The following is a 26,069-nucleotide window of genomic DNA, read 5'->3' as shown; positions in this document are numbered from 1 at the left end:
TTTCCCCTGGCTGTGGATAGCGCGCATAATCGCCAATAGATTCGCCCTTTGACACCGGCAATCGCTATCAAAGACTCATGAACGCACAAAACACCGCCCGGGTGGTCGAGCCCGAACAGGAAACCGACTCCTACCGCACGCCTCCGCATAATCTCGAGGCGGAACAGGCGCTGCTCGGCGCCATCCTGGTCAATAATGAGGCCTGCGACCGGGTCTCGGCCTTCCTCGACCCGTCGCATTTCTTCGAGGCGGTGCATGCGCGCATCTACGAGGCGGCCGCGACGCTCATCCGTGCCGGCAAGCTCGCCTCTCCGGTGACGCTCAAGACCTATTTCGAGCGCGACGAGACGCTGAAGGAGATCGGCGGCCCGGTCTATCTCGCCCGTCTTGCCGCCGCGGCGACCACCATCATCAATGCCGAGGAATACGGCCGCGCCATCTATGAGCTGGCGCAACGCCGCAAGCTCATCGACATCGGCTCCGAGATCGTCAACAACTCCTTCGACACGCCGGTCGACCTGACCGCGAAAGATCTCATCGAGACGGCCGAACAGAGCCTCTATGAGATCGCCGAGACCGGCAAATACGGCCAAGGCTTCCAGCTATTCGGCCGGGCGCTCACCGAAGCCGTCGACATGGCCGCCAGCGCCTATCAGCGCGACGGCGGCCTTTCAGGCATTTCGGCGGGCTTGCGCGATCTCGACGAGAAGATGGGCGGCCTGCAGGCGTCGGATCTCATCATCCTCGCGGCGCGCCCTGCCATGGGCAAGACCTCGCTCGCCACCAACATCGCCTACTACGTCGCCAAGTCCTACAAGGCCGATCATCAGCCGGACGGCACAGTGCGCATTCTCGACGGCGGCGTCGTCGGCTTCTTTTCACTCGAAATGTCGCAGGAACAATTGGCGACGCGTATCATCGCCGAGCAATCCGCCATCTCCTCGGAACGCATCCGCCGCGGCAAGATCACCGAGGACGAATTCCATCGCATCGTCGAGGTGTCGCGCGAATTGTCGACATTGCCGCTCTATATCGACGCGACCGGCGGCCTCACCATCGCGCAGGTCGCGGCGCGCGCCCGGCGCCTGAAACGGCAGCGGGGCCTGGGCCTCCTCATCGTCGACTATCTCCAACTCCTTGCCGGCTCCGCCAAGCGCGCCTCTGAAGGCCGCGTCCAGGAAGTCACCGAGATCACCGTCGGACTCAAGGCACTGGCCAAGGAGCTCAAGGTACCGATCATCGCCCTCTCCCAGCTCTCGCGTCAGGTGGAGAACCGCGACGACAAGCGCCCGCAGCTCGCCGACTTGCGCGAATCCGGCTCGATCGAACAGGACGCCGACGTCGTGATGTTCATCTACCGCGAGGAATACTATCTCGGCCGCACCGAGCCCCGGCCCAATACGCCTGAGCATTTCGAGTGGCAGGAGACGATGAACCGGGTGACCGGCGTCGCCGAGCTCATCATCGCCAAGCAGCGCCACGGCCCCACCGGCATCGTCGAACTGCAATTCGACGCCTCGCTCACCAAGTTCCAGGATCTGGTCAAGTCCGACCACCTGCCCGAGCAATTCAACTAGCCAGGCCCCATGCGGTTATGCTCTCCGTCAGTTTCCCTTCTCCTGTTGCAAGGCCTTGCTCAGAGGTCGGAAGGATGAAGCCTGGCCGGTCACATACCTCCGCGGTCATGGCGATCTGACCATCCTCGCCGAAGCCGAGCTGCAATAGGTCCTGGTTTAAGTGGACTTCATCGCTTGTCCGGAAGTGGACGTACCGCATGTGGCCGATCGCAGCCATAGTCGGCCCATCATCTACCGGGCTGAATCCATGCGCGCATCGCACGCTTATTTCCTCTTTGTCGGCACGCTCCTCACCGCCGCCGGCTATGGCGCGACCTTTCTGCTCACTGAGCATTTCCGCGCCCTGGGCGGCAGCGAGATCGACACCAGCACGACGCTCGGGGGCGCGATGGCGGGCACGCTTATCGGCGTGCCGCTGGTCGGCTGGTATGCGAAGAAGCTCAAGGCGGCGCGCATGGGCGCCATGGGCGCCGTCTCGGTGGCGGCGGGCTATGGCTTTCTGGCGCTCCTCACGACATTGACGCCGCTCATCGCGCTGGCCGGCTTCCTGATCGGGCTTGGCTGGGGCATCTTCTATCTCGCCGGGCCCATGGCGCTCTCGGAGCGCGTCACCGATCAGGATCGCGGCTTCTGGTTCACCCGCTTCGGCGCCTTCCAGATGGCGGGCATCGGCTTCAGCCCGATCGTGGCGGCGGCGCTCGTCGAGCATCTCGGTCTCTCAACCAGAGGCGCTTTCGGCGTGATCGCCGGCGCCACGCTCGTCGCCGCCGTCCTGCTCCTCACCTTCGAAGCCTTGTCGCCGCAAGCTTCCCAGGCGCGGGCGCAGACCAGCAACTGGATGCGCGCGCTGCCGGCGCTTCTCTCCTCGCGCGCGATCTATCCGATCCTCATGGTGGGGCTCGGCGCCTGCGTGTTCAGCGGCATGCTTACTTTCCAGTCGTCGTTGGTGCGCGGCACCGGCCTCGAGGCCGGCACCTTTTTCGCCGCCTATGCCGTCACCGTGGTGGTGGCGCGCTTCGTCCTGGCGCCGATGATCAACCGCGCCGATGGCGATCGCGCGTCCGTCGTTCTCCTGGCGCTGATGATCCTCGGCGTCGTGACCGCCTTCGGCCTTGTCTATGGGGTGCCGGTCCAGATCGCGAGCGCCATCCTGCTCGGCCTCGGCTATGGCCTCGTCTACACAGTCATCCAGACACAGGCCGTCAATGACGCGCCGCCTGAGCACCGCAGCGCCGCCTTGACCTGGTTCGTCATCGCCTATTTCTTCGGCATTTTCGGCTTTCCGGTGCTTGGCGGCTGGCTGATCGTGACGGTCGGCATAGCGGGCTTTCTCGCCGCCGTGCTGGCCTTCGCCGTCGCGGAAATGGCGCTGGCGCTGCTGCGCGGGCGCCAGACCACACGTAAACCCGTCAGCGCGTGATTAACGCGTCTGACCGATATATCCTTGCATCCCCGGCCGTTTGACGCTTTATGCGCAGGCGATGAGCTCGTTCAACGCCCATATCAGCGGGCCGCCCACCGATCTGGCCGGCGCCGTTCTGACGGTCGATCTCACCGCCATCCAGGAAAACTGGAAGCGGCTTGCCGCCAGGGCCGCCCCGGCCGAATGCGGGGCCGCGGTCAAAGGCAATGCCTATGGTCTGGGCGTCGAGCAGGTCGCGGTAGCGCTGTGGGCGGCAGGTTGCCGCACCTTCTTCGTGGCGCGGCCAATGGAGGGCGGCGAGCTCAGGTCAATCCTGCCGCGCGAGGCCGTCATCTATGTGCTGGACGGCCTGTTTCCGGGCCAGGCCGAATTCTATGCGCGCGAGGATCTGCGCCCCGCTCTCATCACCGTCGAAGAGGCACGCGAATGGGCGGCCTTCGGCACCGAATATGGCCGCAACCTCCCCTGCGCCATCCATGTCGATACCGGCATCAACCGCCTGGGCTTTTCAGGTCCGGCCTTCGAGGCGTTGCTCGGCGACAATGAGATCAGCGCCCGGCTCAATCTCACCTTGCTGATGAGCCATCTCGCTTGTGCCGACGAGCCGGGCCATCCGCTCAATGGCCGCCAGAATGCCGCCTTTTCGGCGTTGCGCCGGCGCCTGCCCGGCATTCCGGCGAGCCTCGCCAATTCGAGCGGCATCTTCCTCGGTCCCGACTACACCCATGACATGGTGCGCCCCGGCATCGCGCTCTATGGCGGCAATCCGGTGGCGCCGGCGGCCAATCCGATGCTGCCGGTCGCGCATCTTCAGGGCACCGTGTTGCAGCTGCGCGAAATCGAGGCCGGCGAAAGCGTCGGCTACGGCGCCACCTGGCGGGCCACGCGGCCGACTCGTATCGCGATATTGGGCGCCGGCTACAAGGACGGCGTGCCGCGCTCCTTGAGCTCGCGGGCCACCAACGGCCCGGCCCAGGTCTATATCGCCGACCGCCGTTGTCCGGTGATCGGGCGCGTTTCGATGGACATGATGGCGGTCGACGTGACGCAGGTGCCGGTAGATCTGTGCAGGCGCGGAACAAGAGCGGAACTCATCGGCCGTAATATTGCCATCGATGAAACGGCAGAATGGGCTGGCACCATCTCCTATGAACTCCTCACCCGTTTAGGTCAGCGCTTCACCCGTCTATATTCAGGGGCCGAATCGCACCTCTCCAAGGCTCCCCTATCGTGAACTTCCTCGCCAATCTGGGCCGCGTCGTGCTGGCCCTCCTCACCGAGATCGGCAGCACTGTCCTTTTCATCAAGGATGCGCTGGTGCAGGGCCTGACGCCCACTATCTATGTGCGCCAGATTTTCGAGCAGATGCTCAAGATTGGCTATAACTCGCTGCCTGTCGTAGGCCTTACCGCCTTCTTCACCGGCGGCGCTCTCGCGCTGCAGATCTATCTCGGCGGCTCGCGCTTCAACGCCGAAAGCCTCGTTTCGACCATCGTGGCGCTCGGCATCACCCGTGAGCTGGGGCCCGTGCTCGCCGGTCTCATGGTGGCGGGCCGCGTCGGCGCCTCGATCGCCGCCGAGCTCGGCACCATGCGGGTCACCGAGCAGATCGATGCTCTGACGACGCTCGCGACCAACCCGTTCAAATATCTCGTCGGCCCGCGCATCCTCGCCGGCGTCATTACCTTGCCGATCCTGGTCTTCATTGCCGATATCATCGGCATCATGGGCGGCTATGTCATCGGCACCCGCTCGCTCGGCTTCAACTCCTTCGCCTATATCAAGAGCACGGCAGACTTCCTGCAATTCGGCGACGTGATGTCGGGTCTCATCAAGGCGGCGGTGTTCGGCTTCATCATCACGCTGATGGGCTGCTATCACGGCTTTCATTCGAAAGGCGGCGCGCAAGGTGTCGGCCGCGCCACCACCAATGCGGTGGTAAGCTCGGCGATCCTTATCCTCGCCGCCAATTTCGTCCTCACCTCGCTGTTGTTCTCGGAGTGATCTGATGGACGAGACCGACTACATAGTCCTCAAGGACGTCCGCAAGGCCTTCGGACCGAAGAAGGTCCTCAACGGCATCAATCTCACCGTGCCGAAAGCCCAGTCGCTGGTCGTCATCGGCGGTTCGGGCACCGGCAAGTCGGTGATGATCAAGTCCATCCTCGGCATCGTGCGTCCGGATTCGGGCTCGATCAGCATCGGCGGCAAGGAAGTCACCGGCCTCACCGGCAAGGACCGGGACGCCTTCCTGCAGCGCTTCGGCATGCTGTTCCAGGGGGGCGCTCTCTTCGACTCCCTCCCCGTCTGGGAGAATGTCGCTTTCGGCCTCATCCAGGGCCGCAACATGCCGCGCAAGCAGGCGCGGGATATCGCGATGGAGAAACTGCGGCAGGTGGGGCTCGGCCCCGAAGTGGGTCAGCTCCACCCGGCGGAACTGTCGGGCGGCATGCAGAAACGCGTCGGCCTCGCCCGCGCCATCGCCGCCGACCCCGAGATCATCTTCTTCGACGAGCCGACCACCGGCCTCGATCCGATCATGGCGGACGTCATCAACAACCTGATCGTCGACTGCGTGGAGCGTCTCGGCGCCACCACCATCTCGATCACCCACGACATGGCGTCGGCCCGCAAGATCGCTGACCGCATCGCCATGATCCACAAGGGCGAGATCATCTGGCAGGGCCCGGCGAGCTCGGTCGACGAGAGCGGCAACGCCTCTGTCGACCAGTTCATCCACGGCCGCGCCGAAGGGCCGATCCAGATGGAAATCTTGAAGGCTTAGGGGTCTCCCCAACTCGTCATGGCCGGGCTAAGAGGCAAAAAGAAGGGCCGCGCGAGCGGCCCTTCCCGTGAGATGCGTTGGTCAGCATCCCGATCCGGATAACGTCAGGAAAGGCAAGGAGCCTCCGCTGCGACCCGCACGAGCGTGACAAACGCAGTGAACTCACTCGACATCGGATCACCTCCTTTCGATTGTTGAAACCAGCCATAGTGTGGGGTCTTGCTATAAGAATATCAAGCGGGCAATTTCGAGCCCCTTTTTCAGCCAGGACGGACTATGCCGACAGCCGATATCATCATCACCAATGCCAAAATCCTGACCATGGACAAGGCGTTGCCGCGCGCTGAAGCGCTGGCGATCGCCGGGAACCGGCTGCTCGCGGTCGGAAGGCAGGACGATATCGCGGGGCTCAAGGCCCCGCATACGCGGGTGATCGATGCGCGCGGCAAGACGGTGCTTCCCGGCATGATCGAGAGCCATATGCATATCTTCATGGGCTCGGTCGAGCTCGACAGCCTCATGGTCACGGGACTCGAAGGCATCGAGGCCCTGACCCGGGCGGTGCGTGCTTATTCGGCCAAGCGCCCCGACGACAAGATCATCGTCGCCAATGGCGCGAACTACATGACCATCCGGCCGACCGGCATCATCACCCGCCAGGATCTCGACCAGGTCCTGCCCGACCGCCCCCTTCATCCTGTGCTGCTTCGACCATCACACCGTGTGGGCCAATACCGCGGCGCTGAAAGCGGCGGGCATCCTCCACGGCAAGGCCCTCCCGCCCGGCAACGAAATCGTCATGGGGGCGGACGGGCTCGCCGCCGGTGAGCTCAAGGAGCCGGCGGCCTATGGCCCCGTCTTCGCGCTCACCCCGACCCAGGGGCGCGAGTCGCTCGGGATGACCACCGGTGAGAATCCGGTGCCGCCGGCGAGCGAGGGGGACCGGCGCGCCGACATGGCGGCCCTCAAGCGCGGCCTCAAATACTGCGCCTCGCTCGGCATCACCTCCATCCACAACATGGACGGCAATTATTATCAGCTCGAGCTGCTCGACGCGCTGCGCCAGGAAGGCGATCTCGTCTGCCGCGTGCAGGTGCCCTGGCATCAGAAGAACTTCTTCGCCACCGAGCGCGTCGACGAGGCGGTCGAGATGCGGGCGCGCTACAATGACGACATGCTCTATTCGGGCCGCGTCAAGATCTTCATGGACGGTGTGATCGAATCCATGACGGCGCTGATGCTCGACGACTATCCCAACCATCCGGGCGAGCGCGGCTTCGCGCTTTTCACGGCCGACCAGTTCAACGAGGTCGCGGCGCGCGCCGACCGGAACGGGCTGCAGATCAGCGTGCATGCGATCGGCGATGCCGCGGTGAGGCGCACGCTCGATGGTTATGAGTTTGCGCGGAAGGTGAACGGCACGCGCGACTCCCGCCATCGCATCGAGCATATCGAGGTGATCGATCCCGCCGATATTCCGCGGCTCAAAGAATTGGGCGTCGTCGCCTCGCTGCAGCCGATAGTGGGTCTCGGCGTTCCGGGCGTGCCGGAAGAGCCCTGCCGCGAGCGCATCGGGAAGAAGCTGCCTTATTCCTATGCCTGGCAGACTTTGCGCGAAGCCGGCGCCCATATCAGTTTCTCCTCCGACTGGCCGATCTCGCCGCTCGATCCGTTGCAGGGCATGCAGTCGGCGATGACGCAGTCGCCGATCGCCCCCGACTGCCCACCACAGCGCCAGAGCTTCATGGACGCGGCCGCCGCCTTCACGTCCGACAGCGCCTATACCGAGTTCGCCGAAGCCAAGAAGGGCCGCCTCGTCGAGGGGCTTCTTGCTGATGTGGTGGTCTATGATGGCGACCTCGAAACGACGCGGGCGGAGGACTTGGCCAGGATCAAGCCCGCCGTCACCATTTGCGACGGACGCGTGACTTTCGAAGCGGACGTTTGACAAGCCTCATCGCGGATAGAGCGCCGGCATCAGCCCGGCCAATGCCCTGAAACGCGGCCAGGACTTCGCCTCGCTCTTCGTCCAGCCCGTCTCGGCCATCGCCGATATCCGCGGGAAGACGAGACGGTTGAAGACGCGCCGGTCGGTCATCGGCTCCGACCAGATGCAGGTCTGGACACCCAGCAGATGACGCTTCTGCGCGTCGCTCCAGCCGGCGGCCGGATCGAACGCATACGTCTTCTCGAGGCTCGACCAGCCGGCCCAGGAAGCGCCGGGCTCAGCCCATTCGGCGCTATGCGCCATGTCGAGATAATAGACCTGCGCCGGGCAGACGACGATGTCATAGCCCTCCTCCGCGAGCTTGGCGTTGATCTCAACCGAGTGCCAGCCATTGAGATAGCAGTTCGCCTTGTCGATGCCGCCGCCATGGGCGGCCTCTTCCCAGGCGCCGGTGATGCGGCCCCTGGCGGTGAGATGGGCCTGCACGCGGCGCAGGAAATGCGCCTGCAGTTCCGCTCGCCCGGAGCCCTGCAATTCGGCGAGCTTGGCCTTGGCCTGCGGCGAGCGGCTCCAGGCATCGGCCGGCACTTCATCGGCGCCGACATGAATGGTGCGTGAGGGAAAGAGCTCGATAAGCTCGTCCAGAACCGTCTCCATGAAGCGATAGGTCTCCTCGCCAGCAGGATTGATGCAGTTGTTGGGATAGCCCTGGATGGAGAAGTATTCGCCCGTCTCGTGCGGATCATGCAGCCAGGGCAAAGACTGCTGGGCGGCGAAGCAATGGCCGGGCACATCGATCTCGGGCACGATGTCGATGCCGAGGTCGGCCGCAAACGTCACCATGCCGCGAATGACATCCTTCGAATAGTACCCGCCCGACGGCTCGGGCGATGATCCGAAGAGTGGCGGAATAGGCAAGCCGTGGCCGCGCCAGGCGCCGATCGAGTTCAGCTCGGGATAAGCGGAACTCTCGATGCGCCAGGCCTCGTCATCGGTCAGATGCCAGTGAAACCGGTTGAGCTTGTTCCAGGCGAGGATGCGAAGAAACTGCCTCACTTCGTCGGCGGCATAGAATTGCCGCGCCACATCGAGATGAGTGCCGCGCCAGCCATAGGCCGGCCGGTCGCTGATCTGGCCCACACCAGGGAACAGGAAGGTCTCCGGATATTGCCGCGCGCCGCGCAGGACTTGGCCGAGGGTAACGAGACCGTAGAGGAAGCCGCTTTGCGTCGAGGCCCTGAGGGTTGCGCCAACCGGCAGGAAACGCAAGCTGTAGGCCTCTGGTCCAAGTCCCTCCGCGTGCTTGAGATCGACCGTATAGCCCCCCTCCTCCGGCGGCCGCAGCAAGGCCTCGGCCGGGAAGAGATGGCGGACGAGATCGCCGAAGGCCGCGATCGCTCCGTTCGCTTGCGTGCTGTTGCCTTTGAGCGCCAGCCCCTTCGGTACCGCACGGCGCTCGCTCACCGCCACATGCTCGGGCCAGGGAATGATCGAAACCGGCGCCGGTACCGTCTCGGGCACCGGATAGGCTTCGACATTGTTGCGCAGCGGCGCATTGTCGCTCGTGCTCCGCGTCGGCATCGCACGCACCGACAGCGTGGTGAGATCGGCGAAGGCGAGATAAGCGGTGGTGGCGCCATCGCTCCAGTGGCACAGCGGATAGCTGACACCACGCGCGACGACGCGCCAGGAGGCGCCGGGCTCCAGCACGAAGCCGTCCGGCGGGCTGAGCTCGGTGTGGTTGGAGAGGCGCACATGAAGCCTGCCATTCTCGATCTCGGCGGCGGGATCGATGCGGGCCGGGCCGCTGAAGCACAGAAGGAAATCCTTGACCGGTGCGGATGAGAGATTGGTGAGGATCAAGGCATAGACCGCGCGCTCGGACGCGGTTGCGGCCGTCCATTGCGTGTCGAGCCGGAATAGTGATTTGGCGTCGGGAGCCATGGCTTTCCTTCAGGTTCGTGGGTTCAGTCGGTGGGTCTGAGGCGGCCGGCGAAGATGCCGGGGGTCGAGCCCGCAATGCGCGTGGCGCCGACGGTGCGGGCATAAAAATCGACCGGCCCGACATCACCGATGATCGCATAGGCATAGCCTTGCGCCAGCATGTCGAAGAGGCAGGCGAGCAGCAGCGTCTGGCCGATGCCCTGGCCGCGTGCCGCCTCATCCACCCCGGTCGGACCGAAGAAGCCGCGCGCGGTCGCGTCGTAGCAGGCGAAGCCGACAGGCTGGTTCTTGCGGATCGCGATGAAGCAGGATGGCGGCTGGCGCGCGAAACTCACCGTCGCCTCTCCCGCCCAGCCGGCCCCGAAACTTTCCCCGATCCAGCGCGTGACCGGCGCCAGCTCGGGCGCCAGGACGCGGCGGATCACGATGCCCTTCTTCGCCAGTTTGGCGGCGAGCTGCGGCTTGGGCTCGAGGGCATAGAGGCGAACGAGAAGGTCCATGATGCTGCTCAGAGGGTGACGCTGCGGGTGAAGTGATTGGGGCCTATCTGCTCGATGGCGGCGGACGCGTCCCGGCTCACTTTGCGAATGGCCTCGGCATGGCGCAGGAATTCAACGCTTTCGCCCGGGACGAAGGGCCGATCGGGATCGGGCACGGCGGAGAGAAGCAGACGCGTATAAGGGTGGCGCGCCTCGGCGATGATCGTCCGCGTGTCGCCCCATTCGATCATCTGCCCGGCGAACATCACGATCATCTCTTCGGCGACATGGGCGGCTGTGGCGATGTCGTGAGTAATGTAGAGCAGCGCCAGATTACGCTGGCGTTTGATCTCGGACAGAAGCTCGAGAATGCCGAGGCGGATCGACACGTCGAGCATCGAGGTCGGCTCGTCGGCGACCAGTACATCGGGCTCGACCGCGAGCGCGCGGGCGATGTTAACGCGCTGGCGCTGGCCTCCTGACAATTCATGCGGGAACTTCCCCGCCGTCGATTGCCCTTCGAGATCGACGCTGGCGAGGAGTGCCGCGACACGCGCAGCGACCTCACTGCGTGTCTTTGCGTGACCGTGCAGCAGCATTGGGCGCGCCAGATGATGGGCGACGGTGAAGACAGGATTGAGCGCGGCGAAGGGATCCTGGAACACCATCTGCACGGCGCGGCGATAAGTCTTCTCGTCCTCCGAGCTTTGCGACGAGGTGAATTGCCGGCCACGGAAATAGAGATCGCCCGTGCTCGGCCGGTCCATGCGCGCGATGATGCGGGCACAGCTCGTCTTGCCGCAGCCCGATTCCCCCACTAGCGCCAGAGCGCGGCCGGGCTTCAAGGCGAGCGAGATACCACGCAGGGCCTGCACCGGACCAAAGGACCGGGTGATGCCTTGGAGCGTGATGATGGGCTGGCGCTGATCGCTATCCGTGGTGATCTCCTGCATGATGGTCATGCGGGGACCCCGGCCCGGCGATGCTGCGGCAAGGACGGGATCGCGCCCCAGAGCTTGCGCGTATAAGCATGGCGAGGCAAGCGGCTGATCTCGCGCACCGTGCCGGTCTCGACCAGCTCGCCCTTCAGCATGATGCCGATGCGGTGGCAGAGCTGCGCCATCAGATGCAGATCATGGGTTATGAACAGGACGGAGAAGTCGCGGGCGCGCTGAAGGTCGACGATCTGCTCCAGGATCTCGCGCTGCACCACGACATCGAGGGCCGTCGTCGGCTCATCCATGATGATGAGTTCGGGGTTGAGCGCCAAGCAGATCGCGATGACGATGCGCTGGCGCATGCCGCCCGAGAATTGGTGCGGATAGTCGCTGAGCCGTGAGGACGGGATGCCGACCAGACGGAACATCTCCTCGGCCCGGGCGTACGACTGGGTACGTGTCGTATTGCCATGCCGATGCAGCACGTCATGGAACTGCGCCTCGACCCGCATCAGCGGATTAAGGGAATTCATGGCGCTCTGGAACACCATGCCGATGCGCCGCCAGCGTACTTTCTGCAACTCGGCCTCGGGAAGCCTGAGAAGGTCGACGCCGTCAAGCAGGATCTCGCCCTCCGTCACCCAGGCCGGCGGCTTGGACAACCGCGTGATCGCATAAGCGATCGTGCTCTTGCCGCAACCCGATTCTCCCGCCAATCCGAAGATCTCGCCGCGCCCGATGTCGAAGGAGACGTTGCGCACCGCCTGGAAGGCGCCGACATCGAGAAGATAATCGACGCTGAGATTGCGGATCTGCAGCAAGGCCTCGCTCATGACGCCCGCTCCAGGAGACGGCGACGACGCCGGTCGAGGCCGAGCCAGCGGCTCAAGGCGGGACCTGAGCGTAATTGCGGATTGGCGATCTCGTCGAAGGTGAAGTTGAGGAGCGCCAGGCCCAATCCCACAAGCGCGATACCAATACAGGGTGCGGCGATGTCCCACCAGGCGCCGACCATGATGGCGGAGGCATTCTGCGCATTGTAGAGCATGGTGCCCCAGGTGACGCGCAAGGGATCGCCGAAGCCCAGATATTCGAGCGTGGTCTGGGCGATGATCGCATAGATGACGCTGCCGACGATGTTGATGCCGATGAGCGGCAGGAGATTGGGCAGGATCTCGACGAAAATGACGCGCCAGGCCGGCTCGCCGATCATGCGCGCGGCGACGACGAAGTCGCGGTTCTTGAGCGCCAGCGTCTGCGAGCGCGTCATGCGGGCCCCCCAGGGCCAGGAGGTGAGCGCGATGATGGTCATGATCATCAATGGCCCGACCGTTCCGGCGAAGGACGCCAGCAGGATCAGAAGTGGTATATTGGGGATAACGAGCACCGCATTGGTGAAAAGATCGAGCGTGCCGTCGATGCGGCCACCGAAATAACCGGCGACGAGCCCAATGATCGTGCCGAGCGCCGTGATGAAGAGGCCGGTGGCGAAGCCGACGGCGAGCGAGCTCCTGGCGCCCCAGATGAACTGGCTGAAGACATCGCGGCCCATCTTGGTGGTGCCGAACACATGCTCGATGCTGGGCGGCTGGTGCGAGCGACCCACCCGCTCGGCCGGATCGCCCGGTGCCAGCACCGGCGCCATGAGCGCCAACAGGCACAGCACACCGACGATCATGAGGCCGAAGACCGGCTTCTTCTGGCGCAGCAGGATCGTCATCGCCGGCATCATGCGGGAGCCTCGCGGATGCGCGGATCGACCAGGCCATAGACGATGTCGACCAGGAGATTGGCGATGAGCGTGGCGAGCGTCATCAGGAGCAACTGGCCCTGAATGACCGGATAGTCGCGCGCCACGCTGGCGGTGAAGAGAGTGAGACCGAGGCCCGGATAGTTGAAGACGATCTCGATGACGATCGAGCCGCCGAAGACGACACCGAGCATCAACGCCAGATTGGTGAGCACCGGCAGCATGGCGTTGCGGGCGGCATAGCTGAACATCACCGCCGTTTCGCTCAGGCCCTTGGCGCGGCCCATGGTGACATAGTCCTCGCCCAAGACGGAGATCATGCTCGAGCGCATGGTGGACTGGAATTCGCCGATGAGATGGGTCGACAGCGTCAGCACCGGCATGATCGCATGCAGGAAGACGCTGCCGAAGAAGCGGAAATCGAGAGCGGGATCGAGATCGGGATGATAGGCATAGCCGACCGGCAGCCAGCGCAGCGACACGCCGAAGACGAACAACGTCGTAAGCGCCACGATGACCGGCGGCACGGCGATGAGCACGAAGGCGAAGGGCGAAACGAAGGTGTCGAAGCGTCCGCCGCGCCGCCAGGCAGCGTATGCGCCGAGGAGCACGCCGACACAAAGCGAGAAGAGGATGGCGGTGAGGACGAGAAGCGCCGTCCATCCCGCCGAGCGGGCCAGAACCTCGGTGACTGTCTGGGGGTAGTATTTCACCGAGACGCCGAGATCGAAAGTGGCAAGTCCCTTGAGGTAGTCAAGGAACTGCCACCAGATCGGCTGCTCCACCGCGCCGAAGCGCGCCTTGATCGCCTCGATGGCGGCCGGAGTGGCGCGTTGCCCCAGTTGCGCGATCATCGCATCGACGGGACTGCCCGGCATCAGCCTCGGCACCGTGAAATTCATCACGATGGCGAAGAGGAACGCCACGCCATAGACCGCGAGCCGGCGGGATGACAGTCGCATCGCCTGCGATTCTCTTGACCCGCCCTCCTATTGCACCGGCTTGAGGCGCAGGAGATGGATCAGCCTCATGCTGTTAAGGTCGTGATCCTCCGGATTCATCACCGGCTCGTCCTTGGTGACCCATCCGGTGAAGCGCTTGCTCGAATATTGATACCAGATCGGCCCATTATAGGCGGGCACCACCGGCATGTTGTCGGCGACGATGAGCTGGATCTTGTCGAAAAGCTCATGGCGCTTGGCATCATCCGTGGCCTTGCGGAATTCGGCGAAGAGCGCATCGAGCTCGGCATTATCGTAGCGCGACGCGGCTTCCGCCGTGCGCCCGGCATTCACGCCGGCCAGCGCATTGTAGAAGGCCGTGAAGGGCGTCGCCCCGTCCTGACGCGACTGCAGCACGACATCGAAGCTGCCTTCGATAATCTGCTTGCGCCATTGCTCATATTCGGGCGTCGTGACGGAGGCGTTGATGCCGGCCTTGCGCAGGCCCTCGACCGCGATCTGCGCCGCGTCGATCCAGTCGGTCCAGCCATTGGGCACGATGATCGCGAAGGCGATCGCCTCGCCCTTGGGTGTCGCGCGGAAACCGTCGCCGCCCTTCTTGTAGCCGGCTTCATCGAGCACCTTGTTCACCTTGTCGACGTCGAAGGCCATCCATTCGTCCTGCGTCTTCTCGGCCTCCGGATTGCGCCAGGCCTCGAAGCGCGGCGGCAGGCCGCTCGCATGCTCGGCTGCCTTGGGGTAGCCATAGCCCGCGATGTCGACCATCGACTTGCGGTCGAGAGACAGGCTGAAGGCGCGCCGGAAGGCGAGATCGTTGAAGGCCGCGGCATTGCCGGGCTTATCGGTCTTCAAATTCATCTGATAGGAGACCGTCGCATCGGGCGGCTGCCAATAGCCATTGTGCTCGGGATCGAGCGCCACATAGGTCTTGTCGATATCGGGCAGGAAGGAGCCTAACCAGTCGAGCTCGCCCGAGGGGGAGATAGGCCAGCATCTGCTCGTTGCCGGCGATCTGCGGGAATTTCAGGCAATCGACCTTGAGCGTGTCCGCATCCCAATAATGCGGATTGCGGCACTGCTCATAGACCTGAGGGGTGAAGCGGCGCACTTCGGTCATCGGCCCCGAGCCCACCGGCTTTTCATTGGTGAAGGCGAGCGGGTCCTTGATGTCTTTCCATATGTGGGCGGGCACCACGGGCAAACGCTGCAAGGTCTCCGGGATTTGCGTGTCGACATCCTTGAGATTGAGCTTGAACTCGGTCGGCGAGACGATCTCGACCGAACTGATCAGCGCGCCGGCGCCGATCGTATCGACGGCGGGATTCTGCAGCATCAGGTCGAGCGTATATTTCACGTCATCGACGGTGAGCGGCTTGCCGTCCGACCATTTCACGCCCTCGCGCATGGTGAAGGTCAGCGTCTTGAGGTCGTCGGAGAACTTCATGCCGGTGGCGAGACGGAAAATCGGCTTGCCGCCCTGATCGGCGTTGAAGATGACCAGAGGTTCGTAGATGAACTCCATGGTGCTCTGGCGCCGGCCGGCGAGATCGAACGGATTGAAGTTCTGCACCCAGCTCGTCTGCTCTTCTATGTGCATGGTGAGCACCGCCTCTGCGGCGGCGGACCGCGACTGCGTCAGGAAGCTTGTGGTGAGAAGTGCGGCACCGAAAGCGGTCGCGGCGATGAAAGTCGAGGTCGAAACGAATGACGGCCGGCTGAACCAAAGATGGGTTTTCGTGTCTGCACGCATGTCCAGATGTCCTCCCATTGGATGTGGCTTGGTCTAATTCACGACGACGGTTTCCCTGCTTCTTGAACCCCAAGTTAAACACGCTGTTTTTATTAATTCAAGTTGATTTGATTATTGTGGATGATCCATGCACAATCCGTTACACCCTCTGAAATGCCTGCCATGAAGACCAGAAACGCACTTGCCGGTACCAATCTCGAACAGGCCAAGTCGCATAATCGCCGCGTGGTGATCGAGGCGATCCGGCTCAATGGCGCCATTTCGCGCGCCGACATCGCCCGGCTGACGGCGCTGAGCTCCCAGACCATCTCCAACATCGTCGAGGAGCTGGAAAAGGCCCGCTTCCTCAAGGCCGAGCCCGCCGGTAAACCGGTGCGCGGCCAGCCGGCGGTGCCCTATTCGATCGACCCGGATGGCGCCTATTCGATCGGATTGCAGCTCGATCACCAATTGCTGATCGGCGTCGTCACAGATCTGTCGGGGCTCATCCGCGCCCGGGTCGAGAAGATGGTCGACCGGCCCGTCCCGGCCGATGCCCTGCCCGCTCTGGCGGAAACGGTGGAGGAGCTCACCCGGTGCTTTCCCGCCGCCCGCGGCAAGCTGCTCGGCGTCGGCCTCGCTATGCCGGGCCCCTTCGGCGTCCAGGGCCTCACCTCCGTCGGCCCGACCGCCCTGCCCGGTTGGCAGGATTTCCCGATCGCGGCCGAGCTCGAAAGGCTGACCGGGCTGCCGGTGATCGTCGAGAACGACGCGACCGCCGCCGCCATCGGCGAAAAACTTCATGGCGTGGCCCGCCAAATCGGAAGTTTCGTCTATCTCTTCATCGGCACCGGCCTCGGCGCCGGCCTTTTCCTTGACGGCCATCTCTACAAAGGCAGCGGCCACAATGCCGGCGAGATCGGCCATCTGGTGGTCAATCCGAATGGTCTCGCCTGTGCCTGCGGCAAGCGCGGCTGCCTCGAGCGCTATGTGTCGCTGCGCGCGGCCTATGACTTCCTCGAGCTTCCCGACGCAGACCACGCCTCGCCGAAGCTGCTCGAAGATCTCCAAGCTCAGGGCGATGAGCGGATCGAGGCGTGGATCAACTCCGCTGTCGAACCCTTGCGCCAGGCCATCAATACGCTGGAGTTGACGCTCGATCCCGAAACCGTCGTGCTCGGTGGCTTCATGCCGGTGGAGATCATCGAGCGGCTGGTGGCGCGGCTAGAGCCCTTGCCGCTTTCGGTCAGCGCCAGCGGTGGCGCGCGGGGTATCCCGCGCGTTCTGATCGGCGCGACCGGGCGTGAGACATCGGTGCTGGGGGCCGCCGCCCTTCCCATCTTCGGCGAATTCGCCCCACGCTTCGATGTCCTGCTCAAGCCGCGCGGTTGAGTTCTTGTTCACTTGCCCGTGATCGCCGGTAAAATCAGGGCATCCGGCTGCGTATTGAGCGGCATGGGCCTTCGAACGACCCGCGCCTGGCCTGTGCGCTTTGTGGAGACCACCGCGATGACCGATACATCTCCCCGGCTTTCAGCTCACTATCTCCGCCTGCTGGCCATGCTTGTTCCCCTTCTCGGCGGCGGCGCCGGTATCGCCGCCGCTGAGGAAGGCATCGCCATTCCCGCACCCGTTCTGGACGAGCCCGCCACGACCAAACCGGAAACGGCCATCCTGGCCGGCGGCTGTTTCTGGGGCGTGCAAGGCGTGTTCCAGCATGTCGCGGGCGTCACCAATGCGGTGTCGGGCTATGCGGGCGGAACCGCGGACACGGCACAATACGAGACGGTCAGCGGCGGCGCGACCGGTCATGCCGAATCCGTCAGGATCACCTTCGATCCCAACAGGATCAGCTATGGGCACATACTTCAGATCTACTTCTCCGTCGCGCATGATCCGACCCAGCTCAACCGCCAGGGACCCGACAGAGGAACCCAGTATCGATCGGCCATATTCCCCGTGAATGATGAGCAAGCGAAGGTCGCCAAGGCCTATATCGAGCAACTCGGCTCAGCGAAGCTGTTCGATGCGGACATCGTCACCAAGATCGAGCCGGACCACGAATTCTATCCGGCGGAAGCCTATCATCAGGATTACCTGACGCTGAATCCGACCCAGCCCTATATCGTCTATAACGACCTCCCGAAGGTCGAGAATCTGAAGCGCCTGTTTCCGGCGCTCTATCGCGACGATCCCGTGCTCGTGTCGGAGGTGGGCCTGTCCAACTAGATCACGATGAGTTTGGATTGAATCAATCCAAACTCATAAACGTGATCGATTCTTATAGGTTAGCGTGGGATTCTTGCGAAAAACCGGTGCCCACTTTTTCGCATCCCGCGCTAGGCTTGCGCGCCCGGGATGATCGGCGCGCTGGCGGCGATATAGATGGCAGCGAGGAGCTCGATTCCATCCTGATCTTCTGCGTCGAAACGCCCGGGCATTGGACTGTCGAGATCGAGGACGCCGAAGATCTCGCCCGCGCGCAGCAGAGGGACGACGAGCTCGGAGCGTGATGCGCTGTCGCAGGCTATGTGGCCGGCAAAGCTGTGCACATCTTCCACCCGCTGAGTGGCGCGGCGCGCGACCGCAGTTCCGCACACACCGCGACCCACGGCGATGCGCACGCAAGCCGGCGTGCCCTGAAACGGGCCGAGCACGAGCTCCTGTGGGCTGCGCAGGAAATAGAACCCGGCCCAATTGAGATCCGGAACCTGTTCGAAGATCAAAGCCGACATATTGGCGGCATTGGCGACCGGATCGCTCTCGCCGGCAAGGAGTGCCTCGAGCTGACCCGACAGCTCGCGATAGAACGTCTTCTTGTCGGTGCTCTTGATGGCCGTCGCGGCGAACATCTGTCCTCGCTTGATCGCCCGGAGGCTATCGTAACAGTTAGATCGAAATAACGGCTGACCATAGCATAGTCCTGCTTGAATGCCTGTTCACGCCGAACCCTGGCAGGCGCGGCGCCTAAGCCACGTCGGAAACGCAACGCCGGTCCGCGCCTGGTTTTCTTGACACAGCACGGGAGCTTGGTAGTGAGCCTGCCCCCATCCCTTCCGGCCGTCGTCCCATGCCCGCTTCCAGCAAGTTTCCCTGGTTCAAGCCCATTCTCGCCGGCGCCACTTTGCGCGACCGGCTCATCGCCAGCCTCGGCACGCTCCTTGGCATTGGGCTCACAGGTCTTTTCTGCGCACTCAGTTTCGGACCCGACCCCTTCCTGCCGCTGATCGTCGCGCCGATCGGCGCCTCGGCCGTCCTGCTCTTCGCGGTGCCGGCGAGCCCCCTCGCCCAGCCCTGGCCGATCATCGGCGGCAACACGATCTCGGCCCTGGTCGGCGTCACCGTCGTGCATTATCTGCCCCATCCGCTTCTCGCCACAGGCGTCGCGGTGGCGCTCGCCATCGTCGCCATGTCACTCACACGGAGCCTGCATCCGCCGGGTGGAGCGGCGGCCCTCACCGCGGTCATCGGCGGCTCGGCCGTCGCCGATGCAGGTTATCTTTTTCCTTTCGTGCCCATCGCGATCAATTCGGCACTGCTCGTGCTTCTCGGCATCGGCTTTCACAAGCTCACGCGCCGGGGCTATCCGCATGTCGCGCAGCCGCCGGCCGTCAATGAACACAAGACAAAGGATCGCCCCGCGCCGTTGCGCGTCGGCGTGCAGAGTGCCGACATCGACGCGGCGCTGATCAAGATGGGCGAGAGCTATGATATCGACCGCGGCGATCTCGACCGTCTGCTGCGCGAGGTCGAGGCCCAGATCCTGTCGCGCTCCCATGGCGACATGCTCAGCGCCGAAATCATGTCACGCGATGTCGTAACCGTCGACGAGCACACGACCAGCGCCGTCGCGCGCGGCTTGCTGCTCGATCACGATCTCCGCACCCTCCCCGTGCTGGACGGTGACCGCAGACTTGTCGGAACGGTCGGTCTGCGCGAGCTCGCTAAGGAAACCGAGCATATTTCGGGCAGCATGTCGAAAGCCGTGACGGCCACACCCGGCACCCCGATCGTGAATCTCATCCCCTTGCTGAGCAATGGGCGCAACCATGCGGTGGTCATTGTCGACGGCGACAGCAGGATCGCCGGCATCGTTACCCAGACTGACCTCCTGGTGGCGCTGGCGCGCGCCTTGCTGACGCGGGACGGCCGCAAGGATGTCCCGAAGCGGGCGCTCACTTGATGCCGGCCCGATCGGCCGATCAGTTCCACATCAGCTCGGTTTCCTTCTCACGTGTCGTCACCGAGAAACGCGCCGGACCGACCTCGTGGAAGAACCGGGAGAATATCTCTATGAACAGCCGGACAAAGAGGGGCTTCGAATTCCCATAGAGATCCAGGATGATTAACGACGGCTGCGGCAGCTCATCGAGCAAGGGACGACGCACGATTGCCGATCCATCCGCCGTCGCGCGGCCGATCGGACGCATGTTGAGGATGGACATGCCGAAACCTGAGGCGACGGCGGAGCGGACCGTCTCGTAGAAGCGCGTGCGGAAGCGAACTTCCGGCCGCTTCGCCAATATATCGAAGAGCGTCAGCAGATATGTCGCGGTCTGCGGCATATCGAGCAGGACGAAGGGACGCGTGGCGATTTCGGCGAGCCATACGGCGTCCCTGGCGGCCAAGGGGTCGTCGGCATGCAGCAGCGCGTGTGCCGGCACCTTGCAGATTTTTGTCATCGTGCCGGTCGTGATCGGGCCTATGTCATAGAGGACCGCCAGATCGATGATTCCCTCTCGCAGCCACGCCTGCAGCTGCACCTGATCGCCCTCGAGAAGGTCGATCTCCACGTCACCGACATAATCGACATATGCGCGTAGCATTTCCGGCATGAACAGCGCGCCGAAGGGTTCGAAGCAGCCGATGCGCAGCACCTTGGGCACGCGATCCGCCAGGTCGCCGATAGCCCGGTCGAATTCGGTGGACGCCGAAAGCAGAATGCGGGCGGCGCTGACGAACCGCACGCCCGCCGGTGTGATCTGGACCCCGCGGGCGGGCCTGCGCTCGAAAATCCGGGCGCCCATCTCCCCCTCGGCCAGCGTTATCGCGGCCAGGATCGAAGACTGGGATATGTTGAGCACCTTCGAGGCGGCCTGGATGCTGCCGAGACCGGCGACCTCGCAAACATAGCGTAGCTGCCGGATAGTCAGATTCATCGCCGCCCCATGATCCATAAAATGTAAGATGTTCTACGAAATAATACATTTTGTGAATGCACGGAAGCAGTTCAATCTGTTGCACGAACGAGCCTGCCGCCAAATGCAGGCCAGATGACGATACGGGAACGACAGGAATGCATTTTCAGAACCCTCTCGAAGGGGCGAACGAATTTTGCCGCATCGGCGCCGCTGAGCTGGCTGCGGCCTTTGCCAAACGCTCCCTCTCGCCGGTCGAGGTCGCCACAGCCGCGATGGACCGGGCCGAGGATGTCAATCCCGGGCTCAACGCTTTCACCTTCATCGACCGGCACGGCGCACTCGACGCGGCCACCGCCTCCGAGCGGCGCTGGAAGGACGGCGCCCCCCTCTCTCCGGTCGACGGCGTCCCCGCGACACTGAAGGACATCGTCTGGGTGAAGGGCTGGAGCGTGCGCTACGGCAGCACGACGACGCCGGCCACGCCCTTTGAGGAAGACGCCCCGTCCGTGGCGCTGCTGCGACAGGCCGGGGCCGTGTTCATCGGCCAGACCACCACGCCTGAATTCGGCTGGAAAGCGGTGACCGACAGCCCCCTCTTCGGTGTGACGCGGAACCCCTGGAACAGGGAAAAGACGCCCGGCGGATCATCGGGCGGAGGCGCGGTGGCCGCGGCGGTCGGCGCCGGCGTATTCCATCTCGGCACCGACGGCGGCGGCTCGATCCGCATTCCGGCATCCTTCACCGGCATCGTCGGTCACAAGCCGACATTCGGACGCGTCCCGGCTTATCCGCCGAGCCCGTTCGGCACCGTCGCGCATGTCGGCCCGATGGCGCGACGTGCTGCCGATGCGGCCGCCATGCTGCAGGCCATGTCCGGGCGCGACCTGCGCGACTGGGCGCAAGGGCCTGGTGAACTGTCAACGCTCGGCGGCGAGCCCATGGCGCGCCTCGCGGGCAAGCGCATCGGCCACTGGTCGAAACCCGCGGCTGGCGTCCTCGATCCAGAAGTCGCCGCGATCATAGCGGCCGCCGTCGCCCGGTTGACTGCAGCCGGCGCCCTCGTCGAACCGGTGGAGCTTCCAACCGGCGATCTTCTCGATCTCTTCCATCATCACTGGTTCACAGGGGCTGCCGCAAGGCTCGCCGCGATCCCCGAGCCCGCGCGTGCCGCTATTGATCCGGGCCTCGTGCAGATCGCCGCGGCCGGCGCCGCCTACAGCTCGACGCAGCTTGTCCGCGCCCAGATACGGCGCGGCGAATACGGCGCCGCCATGGACAGGTTGCTGGCCAAATACGACTTCCTCGTGTCGCCGGCGACGCCGCTGGCGGCTTTCGACGCGGGCGTCGAAGTGCCGGCGGGAAGCACCTTCGGGCGCTGGACCGAATGGGCGGGCTTCAGCTTTCCGATCAATCTCAGCCAGCAGCCGGCCTGTGTCGTCCCGTGCGGTTTCACCGCCGCGGGGCTTCCGGTCGGCTTTCAGATCGTCGGCGCGCGCGGCGAGGATGCCCGCGTCCTGTCCGCCGCCGCCAGCCTGGAGACGATCTTCCCGTAACAACCGCCAGACGACACGCAACACTCACAACCAAAATCAGGAGGGGAAACCGTTATGATGAATAGACGTGCGATGCTTCAGGGAGCTCTGGGCGCCGGCGCCGCCGGCGGGGTGCTCCTCGCCGATATGAACAAGGCCACCCGGGCGCAGGATTCCGCGCCGATTCCCGTCGGCTCGGCGCTGCCGATGTCCGGCATCGCCGCCGCGGACGGCATCGAGTTCAAGAATGGCCTCGAACTGGCGGCAGAGGAGATCAACGCCGCGGGCGGCGTTCTCGGCCGCCCCATCGAACTCCACATCGAAGACACCAAGGAGATGGGCGCCGACCTCGTGTCGCAGGCCATGCAGCGCCTGGTCGACCGATTCAACACGCCGGTGATCATCAACGGCTACAATCTCGGCACCAACATGATCGAGATGGACGTCGCCGCCGACAACGACGTCATCATGATGCACTACAACACGCTCATTTCGCACAATGAGAAGTTCAAGACCGATTCAGAACGTTATTACGGCTCGTTTCAGGGCGATCCGCCGGAGTTCTGGTACGGACCGGGCTGCTTGAACTTCTTGAAGACGCTGGCCGACGGTGGCAAGTGGACGGCGCCTAACAAGAAGATCGCCATCATTCCCTCGGCCAACGAGTATTCGATCGTCATCGCCAACGCGATCCGCGACAAGGCCAAGGATTACGGCTTCGAGGTCAGCCTTTTCGAGACCGTGCCGTTTCCGACCAACCAGTGGGGGCCGACGCTGGCAAAGCTGCGGCAGGATCCGCCGGCAGCGATCATCGTCACCCACTTCCTGCCGCAGGACCTCGCGCAGTTCATGGTGCAGTTCCTGACGCAGCCGACCAACAGCCTGGTCTATATGCAATACGGCCCGTCGCTTCCGGCATTCCGCGAGATCGGCGGGGCGAATGTCAACGGTGTCATCTATTCGACCGTCGTCGGCTGCCTGCCGGATGAATTCTCCAAACCCTTCCGCGAGTCCTACCGGGCGAAGTTCGGACCGAATTCGGCCTATATCACCGGCTCGCAGACCTATGACGGCCTGTGGATGTGGGCGATCGCGGCAGCGATCGCCGGCGGTCCGGGTGAGCCGTTCAACAAGGACCAGGTGCGCAAGGTCGCCGCCGCGATGCGCCGCAACATCTATCGGGGCGTCAACGGCACATACCGGGCCGATCCCGCCGGCCAATCGGCCTACTGCTACCCGACGCAGGTGGCCGATCCGTCGCTCGGCATGCCGCACCAGTTCCTGCAGCACCAGGACCACACGACGGATCCGAGGCTCGTCGCTCCGGCGCTCTATGCGACCCACGACTTCCTGCTGCCGCCCTGGATCAAATAAGCCGATCAAGACCAACGACGTTGACTCTCCGCACCGGCCGCGCCGCGGCCGGTGCCGATGACGAAGGAGCGGACAATGAAGAACGGCAGTCGAGCACTGCTGGAATGCGCCAATGTCGTGAAGAGGTTCGGCTCTCTGGCCGCCGTCGACGGCATGTCGCTGACGGTCGCGCCCGGCGAGATCGTCGGCATCGGGGGACCCAACGGGGCGGGTAAGACGACCTTCTTCGATGTGGTGACCGGCGTCACTCCCGCCACGGACGGCAGCATAGGCTTCGACGGTCACGACATCACGGGCGTCGGCGCCGACCGCATCTGCCAACTCGGCATCGCCCGCACCTTTCAGCTCAATGCCGCATTCGAGAGCCTGACGGTGCGCGAGAACATCGACGTGGCCGCCTATTTCGGCCGGGCGAGGCGCGCCGTGCCGGGCTTGCGACTCGGCCGGGACGTTCGCGAGCACACCGACGAGGCGCTCGCCTTCGTCGGCCTGGCGGACAAGGACGACGTCACGGTTGCCCAATTACCCGTCCTCGATCGCAAACTGCTGATGATCGCCGGCGCAATCGCCACGAAGCCCAAGCTCCTGTTTCTCGACGAGCCTGTCGGCGGCCTCAACACCAAGGAGATCGACCACATCATCGGCCTGGTCGAGCGGCTCAAGGCGGGCGGGCTCACGGTGGTCCTGATCGAGCACGTCATGCGCTTCCTGCTCGCGCTGTCGAGCCGTGTCATCATCATGCACCACGGCAAGAAGATCTTCGAGGGACTGCCAAACGCCGTGGCGGAGGATCCGATCGTCGTCGAAACCTATCTCGGAGAAGGCACGCGGAAGCGCCTCAAGACCTTTTTCACGGAAGGCGGGGCGCAGGCATGAGCGGCAAACCTCCCATTCTCAGCCTTTCGAATGTCGTTTCCGGCTACCGGGAACTGACCGTCCTCAAGGGCATCTCCTTCGACGTCGCGGCCGGAGAATTCGTGACGGTCGTCGGCCCGAACGGTCACGGCAAGTCGACGCTGCTCAAGACCATTTCCGGCCTCGTGCCGCTCAAATCCGGCACGATCAGCATCAATGGCGGCCCGACGCTCGCCAAGCCCCACGCCATCGCCGCGCTCGGCGTCGCCCATGTGCCCCAGGGCGACATTCTCTTCCCGGAGATGACCGTCCTCGAAAACCTCCTGATGGGCGCCTATCTGGCGCCCTCGAAGGCGGAGATCGACCGCCGGCTGGACGAGGTCTACACGCTCCTGCCAAAGCTCTCCGACCGGCGCCAGCAAATCGCCTCGTCGCTCTCGGGCGGCGAGCGTCGCATGGTCGGCATCGGCCGCGGGCTGATGATGAACGGCGAGATCCTGCTCATCGACGAGCCCTCGCTCGGACTTGCGCCGCTGATCATCGAGCAGATCTACGGCGTCATCACGGAGCTTTCGAAAAGCGGCCGCACCATCCTTCTCATCGAGGAGAATCCGGCACGCGTCGCCGACCTTGCCGATCACCTCCATCTGCTGGACGACGGCGAGATTGTCTGGTCGGGCCCGGCCGCCGAGCTCCTCGCCCGCGACGAGCTCCTTGCAACCTATCTCGGAGGCTGAGGGCCATGTTCGACATCATCTCCGCCATTCTCATCGCCGGACTGACGATGGGAGCGCTCTATGCGCTCGCCACCATCGGCCTCTCACTCGTCTGGGGCTCGATGGGCATGCTGAACATGGCGCACGCCGCCATGCTGACGCTCGGTGGCTATGCCGCCTTCACCTTCTCCTCCGCCCTCGGCCTGCCGGTCTTCGTCGGTTTCGCCGGTGCCATCCTCGTCGGCGCCGTCGCCGGTGGCCTGCTCTACTTCCTGATCGTGCGCAACCTGCTGAAAGGCGACAAGCCGACATTCGAATCCAGCGTCATGATCGCCACAGTCGGCGTCGGCATCGCGCTCGAAAACGCGATCCTGCTCGTTTTCGGCGGCCAGCCCCTGAAGCAGCCGATCTCGACGAGCGGCTCGCTTGCTCTGGGGCCGGTGAGCGTGCCTTACCAGAACATTCTGATCGTCTTCGTCGTCATCGTGCTCATGGTCCTGATAGCACTCCTGCTCGGCCGCACGCGCATGGGCCGGGCGATCCGCGCCACCGCGCAGAGCCGCGAGACCGCCCAGTTGATGGGCGTCGCCGTCAACCGCGTCTATTTCCAGGTGCTGGTCCTCTCCGGCGCGATTGCCGGCGTGTGCGGCGTCATGGTCAGTTCGATGACGCAGCTTTCGCCGCCGCTCGGCAACGACCCGATGCTGAAAGCGTTCATCATGTGCGTGGTGGCCGGTCTCGGTAATCTGCCGGGCGCCGTCGCCGCCGCCTTCGGCCTGGCACTGCTCGAAGCCTTCGTCCAATACGCCGCGGGCGCGCGCTGGGGCTTCCCGACGCTGCTTTTCGTCGTCATCGCCGTCCTGATCTGGCGGCCGGCGGGCCTCTTCGGCCGTACCCAGATCCGTCGCATGTGAGG

The 26,069-nt window shown here is 64.1% G+C and carries 23 protein-coding genes and 1 pseudogene; 15 read left to right on the top strand and 9 right to left on the bottom strand.

The genetic code is table 11. The features are described 5' to 3' along the window. Positions 1-77: 77 nt before the first annotated feature. The 7 genes from G5V57_RS24750 (at position 78) to G5V57_RS24725 (ending at position 7,733) form a co-directional block, all read left to right on the top strand. On the top strand, positions 78-1,577 hold the full coding sequence (locus G5V57_RS24750; RefSeq protein ID WP_165170377.1) for a replicative DNA helicase: 1,500 nt from the start codon (positions 78-80) through the stop codon (positions 1,575-1,577). Positions 1,578-1,824: 247 nt separating this feature from the next. Then, complete coding sequence (locus tag G5V57_RS24745) at positions 1,825-2,997, top strand: MFS transporter (protein ID WP_165170375.1); 1,173 nt, start codon at positions 1,825-1,827, stop codon at positions 2,995-2,997. 61 nt (positions 2,998-3,058) lie between these two features. Next, a complete protein-coding gene (gene alr / locus G5V57_RS24740) occupies positions 3,059-4,234 on the top strand; it encodes an alanine racemase (RefSeq protein ID WP_165170373.1) in 1,176 nt (391 codons plus the stop codon). After that, positions 4,231-5,004, top strand: coding sequence for an ABC transporter permease (locus G5V57_RS24735; RefSeq protein WP_165170371.1), 774 nt, complete (start codon positions 4,231-4,233; stop codon positions 5,002-5,004). Before alr ends, G5V57_RS24735 begins: the two co-directional genes overlap by 4 nt. A 4-nt stretch (positions 5,005-5,008) precedes the next feature. After that, a complete protein-coding gene (locus tag G5V57_RS24730; RefSeq protein ID WP_165170369.1) occupies positions 5,009-5,785 on the top strand; it encodes an ABC transporter ATP-binding protein in 777 nt (258 codons plus the stop codon). Positions 5,786-6,061: 276 nt separating this feature from the next. Continuing rightward, the gene (locus tag G5V57_RS35370) at positions 6,062-6,613 is read left to right on the top strand and encodes an amidohydrolase family protein (protein ID WP_371744614.1); all 552 of its coding nucleotides are present in this window, start codon (positions 6,062-6,064) and stop codon (positions 6,611-6,613) included. Further along, on the top strand, positions 6,507-7,733 hold the full coding sequence (locus tag G5V57_RS24725) for an amidohydrolase (protein ID WP_371744613.1): 1,227 nt from the start codon (positions 6,507-6,509) through the stop codon (positions 7,731-7,733). Before G5V57_RS35370 ends, G5V57_RS24725 begins: the two co-directional genes overlap by 107 nt. Before the next feature lie 6 nt (positions 7,734-7,739). Here the strand turns inward: G5V57_RS24725 and G5V57_RS24720 are convergent, their stop codons facing one another. The 7 genes and pseudogenes from G5V57_RS24720 to G5V57_RS24690 form a co-directional block, all read right to left on the bottom strand. Beyond that, positions 7,740-9,677 carry a beta-N-acetylhexosaminidase gene (locus G5V57_RS24720; protein WP_165170367.1) on the bottom strand — a complete coding sequence of 646 codons (1,938 nt, stop codon included), beginning with the start codon at positions 9,675-9,677 and terminating at the stop codon, positions 7,740-7,742. A 23-nt stretch (positions 9,678-9,700) separates the two neighbouring features. Beyond that, entirely contained in the window at positions 9,701-10,177 is a 477-nt protein-coding gene (locus G5V57_RS24715) for a GNAT family N-acetyltransferase (RefSeq protein ID WP_165170365.1), read from the bottom strand. Between the two features lie 8 nt (positions 10,178-10,185). Then, positions 10,186-11,118, bottom strand: coding sequence for an ABC transporter ATP-binding protein (locus tag G5V57_RS24710; RefSeq protein ID WP_165170363.1), 933 nt, complete (start codon positions 11,116-11,118; stop codon positions 10,186-10,188). Further along, positions 11,115-11,927: an ABC transporter ATP-binding protein gene (locus G5V57_RS24705; protein ID WP_165170361.1), complete on the bottom strand. Its 813-nt coding sequence runs from the start codon at positions 11,925-11,927 to the stop codon at positions 11,115-11,117. Before G5V57_RS24705 ends, G5V57_RS24710 begins: the two co-directional genes overlap by 4 nt. After that, positions 11,924-12,826, bottom strand: a complete 903-nt coding sequence (locus G5V57_RS24700; protein WP_165170359.1) for an ABC transporter permease — start codon at positions 12,824-12,826, stop codon at positions 11,924-11,926. The genes G5V57_RS24705 and G5V57_RS24700 overlap by 4 nt, the downstream gene beginning before the upstream one ends. After that, on the bottom strand, positions 12,823-13,806 hold the full coding sequence (locus G5V57_RS24695; protein ID WP_165170357.1) for an ABC transporter permease: 984 nt from the start codon (positions 13,804-13,806) through the stop codon (positions 12,823-12,825). Before G5V57_RS24695 ends, G5V57_RS24700 begins: the two co-directional genes overlap by 4 nt. A gap of 27 nt (positions 13,807-13,833) precedes the next feature. Next, positions 13,834-15,403 (bottom strand): annotated as a pseudogene (locus tag G5V57_RS24690) (ABC transporter substrate-binding protein). A 315-nt stretch (positions 15,404-15,718) separates the two neighbouring features. Between G5V57_RS24690 and G5V57_RS24685 the strand changes: the two are divergent. Together G5V57_RS24685 and msrA are read left to right on the top strand one after the other, a co-directional pair. Then, on the top strand, positions 15,719-16,927 hold the full coding sequence (locus G5V57_RS24685) for an ROK family transcriptional regulator (RefSeq protein ID WP_165170355.1): 1,209 nt from the start codon (positions 15,719-15,721) through the stop codon (positions 16,925-16,927). Positions 16,928-17,044: 117 nt separating this feature from the next. Continuing rightward, complete coding sequence (gene msrA / locus G5V57_RS24680; protein WP_165170353.1) at positions 17,045-17,764, top strand: peptide-methionine (S)-S-oxide reductase MsrA; 720 nt, start codon at positions 17,045-17,047, stop codon at positions 17,762-17,764. A 110-nt stretch (positions 17,765-17,874) separates the two neighbouring features. Here msrA and G5V57_RS24675 read toward each other — a convergent pair whose 3' ends face one another. Further along, on the bottom strand, positions 17,875-18,387 hold the full coding sequence (locus G5V57_RS24675; RefSeq protein WP_165170351.1) for a GAF domain-containing protein: 513 nt from the start codon (positions 18,385-18,387) through the stop codon (positions 17,875-17,877). Positions 18,388-18,605: 218 nt separating this feature from the next. Between G5V57_RS24675 and G5V57_RS24670 the strand changes: the two genes are divergently transcribed. Then, on the top strand, positions 18,606-19,718 hold the full coding sequence (locus G5V57_RS24670) for an HPP family protein (RefSeq protein WP_165170349.1): 1,113 nt from the start codon (positions 18,606-18,608) through the stop codon (positions 19,716-19,718). A 19-nt stretch (positions 19,719-19,737) separates the two neighbouring features. On the opposite strand, the gene G5V57_RS24665 is transcribed toward G5V57_RS24670, so the two are convergent. Continuing rightward, the gene (locus G5V57_RS24665) at positions 19,738-20,694 is read right to left on the bottom strand and encodes a LysR family transcriptional regulator (protein WP_165170347.1); all 957 of its coding nucleotides are present in this window, start codon (positions 20,692-20,694) and stop codon (positions 19,738-19,740) included. Positions 20,695-20,831: 137 nt separating this feature from the next. Between G5V57_RS24665 and G5V57_RS24660 the strand changes: the two genes are divergently transcribed. From G5V57_RS24660 to G5V57_RS24640, 5 genes are all read left to right on the top strand, one after another. Next, positions 20,832-22,229, top strand: a complete 1,398-nt coding sequence (locus tag G5V57_RS24660) for an amidase (RefSeq protein ID WP_165170345.1) — start codon at positions 20,832-20,834, stop codon at positions 22,227-22,229. A gap of 54 nt (positions 22,230-22,283) precedes the next feature. Beyond that, entirely contained in the window at positions 22,284-23,582 is a 1,299-nt protein-coding gene (locus G5V57_RS24655) for an ABC transporter substrate-binding protein (RefSeq protein ID WP_165170343.1), read from the top strand. A 75-nt stretch (positions 23,583-23,657) separates the two neighbouring features. Beyond that, a complete protein-coding gene (locus G5V57_RS24650) occupies positions 23,658-24,458 on the top strand; it encodes an ABC transporter ATP-binding protein (RefSeq protein ID WP_165170341.1) in 801 nt (266 codons plus the stop codon). Next, on the top strand, positions 24,455-25,174 hold the full coding sequence (locus G5V57_RS24645) for an ABC transporter ATP-binding protein (protein ID WP_165170339.1): 720 nt from the start codon (positions 24,455-24,457) through the stop codon (positions 25,172-25,174). Before G5V57_RS24650 ends, G5V57_RS24645 begins: the two co-directional genes overlap by 4 nt. Before the next feature lie 5 nt (positions 25,175-25,179). Further along, on the top strand, positions 25,180-26,067 hold the full coding sequence (locus G5V57_RS24640) for a branched-chain amino acid ABC transporter permease (RefSeq protein WP_165170337.1): 888 nt from the start codon (positions 25,180-25,182) through the stop codon (positions 26,065-26,067). Positions 26,068-26,069: the final 2 nt, after the last annotated feature.

The sequence above is a fragment of the Nordella sp. HKS 07 genome (genome assembly GCF_011046735.1).
Classification (GTDB): Bacteria; Pseudomonadota; Alphaproteobacteria; order Rhizobiales; family Aestuariivirgaceae; genus Taklimakanibacter.
This window is presented reverse-complemented; position numbering and strand designations above follow the sequence as displayed.